The 3,932-nt window shown below is 63.2% G+C and carries 5 protein-coding genes and 1 tRNA gene; 2 read left to right on the top strand and 4 right to left on the bottom strand.

Features of this window, described 5'->3' with window-relative positions:
• Positions 1 to 176: 176 nt before the first annotated feature.
• The 3 genes from EG244_RS19860 to rocF form a co-directional block, all read right to left on the bottom strand.
• Positions 177 to 368: a zinc-finger domain-containing protein gene (locus EG244_RS19860; RefSeq protein WP_124966885.1), complete on the bottom strand. Its 192-nt coding sequence runs from the start codon at positions 366 to 368 to the stop codon at positions 177 to 179.
• Between the two features lie 66 nt (positions 369 to 434).
• A complete protein-coding gene (locus tag EG244_RS19855) occupies positions 435 to 1,484 on the bottom strand; it encodes an ornithine cyclodeaminase (protein ID WP_124966884.1) in 1,050 nt (349 codons plus the stop codon).
• Positions 1,485 to 1,493: 9 nt separating this feature from the next.
• Entirely contained in the window at positions 1,494 to 2,420 is a 927-nt protein-coding gene (rocF, locus tag EG244_RS19850) for an arginase (RefSeq protein ID WP_124966883.1), read from the bottom strand.
• A 100-nt stretch (positions 2,421 to 2,520) separates the two neighbouring features.
• Between rocF and EG244_RS19845 the strand changes: the two genes are divergently transcribed.
• Positions 2,521 to 2,967, top strand: coding sequence for an Lrp/AsnC family transcriptional regulator (locus EG244_RS19845; protein ID WP_325050411.1), 447 nt, complete (start codon positions 2,521 to 2,523; stop codon positions 2,965 to 2,967).
• Positions 2,968 to 3,054: 87 nt separating this feature from the next.
• Positions 3,055 to 3,128, top strand: a tRNA-Cys gene (locus EG244_RS19840).
• A gap of 81 nt (positions 3,129 to 3,209) precedes the next feature.
• Here the strand turns inward: EG244_RS19840 and EG244_RS21230 are convergent.
• Entirely contained in the window at positions 3,210 to 3,419 is a 210-nt protein-coding gene (locus tag EG244_RS21230; protein ID WP_233589085.1) for a site-specific integrase, read from the bottom strand.
• Positions 3,420 to 3,932: the final 513 nt, after the last annotated feature.

The raw sequence follows: 3,932 nt of genomic DNA, 5'->3' as shown, positions 1-3,932 counted from the left end.
GAAGCAACGCAACCCAATCAGCAGGAGCAGATCAGAGCTTAAAAAACGCCACATCCTGTCCAAGAGATGGGGATCACCTCAGTCAGCACGCAGACGCCTCGTCAGCATCGGCTTAAAGAAAAAGCCGCAGGTCTTACGACCTGCGGCCTGTGAAGGTGTTCTCGGATCCGCGGGGCTTAGTGGTGCCCGGCGGGGCCATCCAGAATGTAGCGCTTGTCGCAATAGGGGCATTCCACCCAGCCCTCTTCACCGATGGCCAGCCAGACGCGCGGGTGGCCGAGCGCGCCTTCACCGCCGTCGCAGGCGACCTTCGACTGCGTAACATGTTGCGTTTCGGGGGCTTGGTGGTCGGGCTGCGGGGCGGACATCCGGCTCTCCTGAGATGGCGTATTGTCGCACAATACCCCGGCTGCCGGGGCCGGGGCAAGGCGGCTTCAGACCGCCTTCGCGCGCAGGAGCATCCCGAAGAGATCCCGCGGATCATCGGGATCTGCCAGCATGTCCAGCAGATCGCAGTCTGCCCCGGCGCGCACCTGTGCCAGGACATAGCGCAGCGCACTGAAATCCTCGATTGCAAAGCCAACGCTGTCGAAGAGCGTGATCTGAGCCGGATCGGTGCGCCCCGCCGCACGCCCGGCCAGCACCTGCCAGAATTCAGTGACCGGATGGTCGGGCTCAAGGGCCTGAATTTCGCCCTCAATTCGGGTCTGCGGCGGATATTCCACAAAGATCGACGACCGCAGCAGGATATCGCGGTGCAGTTCTGTCTTGCCGGGGCAGTCGCCACCGACCGCGTTCAGATGCACCCCCGCCCCGACCATATTATCGGTGAGGATCGTCGCATATTGCTTGTCGGCCGTGCAGGTGGTGATGATCTGCGCGCCCTGAACCGCCTCTTCCGCCGAGGTGCAAAGGGTCAGCTCCAGCCCCTGACCGCGCAGGTTGTCGGCGCATTTGCGCATGGCCGCGGGGTCGATGTCGTAAAGCCGCAGCCGGGTGATCCCGCAGATTGTCTGAAAGGCCATGGCCTGGAACTCGGCCTGGGCGCCATTGCCGATGATCGCCATGCACTGCGCATCGCGTGGTGCCAGATGCTTTGCGGCCAGCGCGGAGGTGGCCGCCGTGCGCAGCGCGGTCAGCAGGGTCATCTCGGAGAGCAGAATGGGATATCCGGTCGCGACATCCGCCAGCAGCCCGAAGGCCGTGACCGTCTGCAGCCCCTGGCGCGTGTTGCCGGGGTGGCCGTTGACATATTTGAACCCATAGCTCTCGCCGTCAGAGGTCGGCATCAGCTCGATCACCCCGATCTCAGAGTGAGAGGCGAGGCGCGGGGTCTTGTCGAAACGCTCCCAGCGAAGGAAGTCGGCTTCGATTTCAGCGGCCAGCCCCTGCAGCATGGGTTTCAGCCCGATGCGGCCGATCAGGGCCATCATCTGGGCCACACTGACGAAGGGAACAAGGGCGCGGTCGGAAGGCGCGGTCATGGAAATGCCTCAGGAATAGCTGCGGGTGGGACGGTCAAAAACCTTCCGGCCCATCAGGGAAGCGGCAAGATCGACCATCAGCTTTGCTGTCCGGCCGCGCTCATCAAGAAAGGGGTTCAGCTCCACCAGGTCGAGCGAGGTGACAAGCCCGCTGTCGCACAGCCGCTCCATCACCAGATGCGCCTCGCGGAAGGTGGTGCCGCCCGGAACCGTGGTCCCCACCGCCGGCGCGATGGAGGGGTCAAGGAAATCAACGTCCAGGCTGACGTGCAGCATGCCACCCGCCTCTGCCACGCGGCTGAGAAAGGCCCGGAGCGGCGCCACAATGCCCTGCTCATCCAGCACCCGCATGTCATTGATCGCAATGTCATGTTGCTGCAGCGCGGCGTGTTCCGCCGGATCAACCGAGCGGATGCCAAAGAGGCAGATCCGCTCCGCAGGAAGCGGGGCGGGGAAGGGCGGAAAGGCCTCAAATCCGTCACGCCCTGCAATATAGGCGACCGGGGTGCCGTGCAGATTGCCCGATGTCGTGCTGCGCGGCGTATGGAAGTCGGAATGCGCATCGAGCCACAGCAGAAACAGCGGGCGTCCCTGGGCGGCCGCGTGTTTCGCAGCCCCCGCCACGGTGCCAAGCGCCAGCGAGTGATCGCCGCCCAGCGTGATCGGCATGCCGCCATCGTTCAGCGCGCTCTCAACGGCCTGCGACAGTGCCGTGGTCCAGGCCACCGTCTGCGGAAGCTGGTCGATGGCGGGATTGTCAGAGGTCACCTGCGGCAGGGGATCCATCGCCACATCCCCGCGATCCGAGACCGGATGGCCCAGATCGGCCAGAGCCCGCGCGATCCCCGCAACACGGTAAGCAGCCGGACCCATCAGACAGCCGGGCTGGCGCTGGCCTGAATCGACCGGCGCTCCGATAAGGATCTTTTCCTGCATGGCACTCTCCATTTTCTCTCACAATGATCGGCCTGTCTGGCGGTGGCCAGTCACATCGGCGTAAAGCTTCTGTCAGAAATGATCAGTTTGATCGCAGGGGATGTTCAAATTGGACGGTACGGACCAGAAGATACTTGCTGAGCTGCGCCGCGATGGTCGCGCCTCGCTCTCCGATCTGGCGTCACGCCTGTCGCTGAGCCGTGCGACCCTGCGCCAGCGGATTGAGCGTATGACCAGCCGTGGCGATATCGCGGGCTTCACCGTGCTCACCCGACATGAGGTGACAGAGGCGCCCGTCCGCGCCCTGATGATGATCGGCATTGAGGGGCGGGGCGGGCCGCGCATCCTGGCGCGCCTGTCTGGCCTGCCGCATGTTCAGGCGGTGCATTCCACCAATGGAACCTGGGATATTATCGCAGAGATCGGGGCGGGGACCCTGCAGGAGCTCGATGACGTCATTTACCGCGTCCGCGAAATCGAGGGGATCATCCGGTCCGAGACCAATCTTTTGCTCACCACCCGTCGCGGCCCGTCCCGCCTGACGTAAATTCCCTGCGTCCTCAGAAAATTCCTGCGCTACAACCTCTTGCCCCCTGCCTCAGTCCAGGGTAGATCCTTGCTCACTCTGGACGACGGCGGGTTGGCGGAGAGGTTACGCAGCGGATTGCAAATCCGTGAAGACCGGTTCGATTCCGGTACCCGCCTCCAAAACTTTCAATGACTTAGCTAGCGTAACCAACCCAAGGGTATCACCCAGGGTATCAGGTTTATGTTCTGTGCTCTTTCTGTTCATTGCCGCTTCTCCCGCGCCTGACGTGCCCGCATCTCCTGCCGAGCCTCGCCCGCGTATTTCATGATCATCGCCTTGGTCGCATGGCCCGAATAAGCTGCGATTTCGTCATCGTCGCACCCCGCCCAAGCCAGCTCCTTGATCCCACGGTAGCGCAAGGCGTGAAGGTCATAGGCCTCAAGCCCCAGCCGCTTGCGCTCTTTCAGCATGAGGTCGGCCATATAGCGGTAGCTAATGGGGTTGCCGTCGCGCTTGATCAGGATTGGGGGGCAGGATGCGGAAGAGCCCCGAGTGCCGCCTTGGTATGATCCAGTGGGCTGTGCACGGCAACACCAGCGCCTTGTCTGTCTTATTCTGACGAAGGCGCAGCGAGTCGCCGTCATAGTCGCCCCAACGGAAGCCCACCCAATCTCCGGGGCGCTGGACGCTTCCAACTCCAATCTCAATGATCAGACGGCAAAGATCGCTGGATTCTCCCCTGAATTTCTCCACAGCGCCGTGACGGCTGTCAATCGGCGTGGAAAGCTGCTCCTCTGTCGGCGCGCACGATTGAGCCCACCGGGCGGTCGGAGATCAGGGCCTGAGCCGAGGGAACTGATCATGGTGTGAAGGCGGCTCAGGCCCTGATCGTCAGGCGCGGTTCCTGACGCGCAGGGCTCGTTGCCGGTCGCAATGGTGGGGGAGCCGGTCCGGCAGCGCAGGCGTCATCTTCGGATCGCGGA

The organism is Falsigemmobacter faecalis (genome assembly GCF_003863335.1).
Taxonomy (GTDB): Bacteria; Pseudomonadota; Alphaproteobacteria; order Rhodobacterales; family Rhodobacteraceae; genus Wagnerdoeblera; species Wagnerdoeblera faecalis.
Note: the sequence above shows the minus strand (reverse complement) of the source record. Positions and strands in the feature narration are given on the sequence as shown.

Coding starts and splice junctions, on each gene's coding strand:
- EG244_RS19855 (WP_124966884.1), bottom strand. CDS start 1,484: ATGACCGCGCCTTCCGACCGCGCCCTTGTTCCCTTCGTCAGTGTGGCC.
- EG244_RS19860 (WP_124966885.1), bottom strand. CDS start 368: ATGTCCGCCCCGCAGCCCGACCACCAAGCCCCCGAAACGCAACATGTT.
- rocF (WP_124966883.1), bottom strand. CDS start 2,420: ATGCAGGAAAAGATCCTTATCGGAGCGCCGGTCGATTCAGGCCAGCGC.
- EG244_RS21230 (WP_233589085.1), bottom strand. CDS start 3,419: ATGCTGAAAGAGCGCAAGCGGCTGGGGCTTGAGGCCTATGACCTTCAC.
- EG244_RS19845 (WP_325050411.1), top strand. CDS start 2,521: ATGTTCAAATTGGACGGTACGGACCAGAAGATACTTGCTGAGCTGCGC.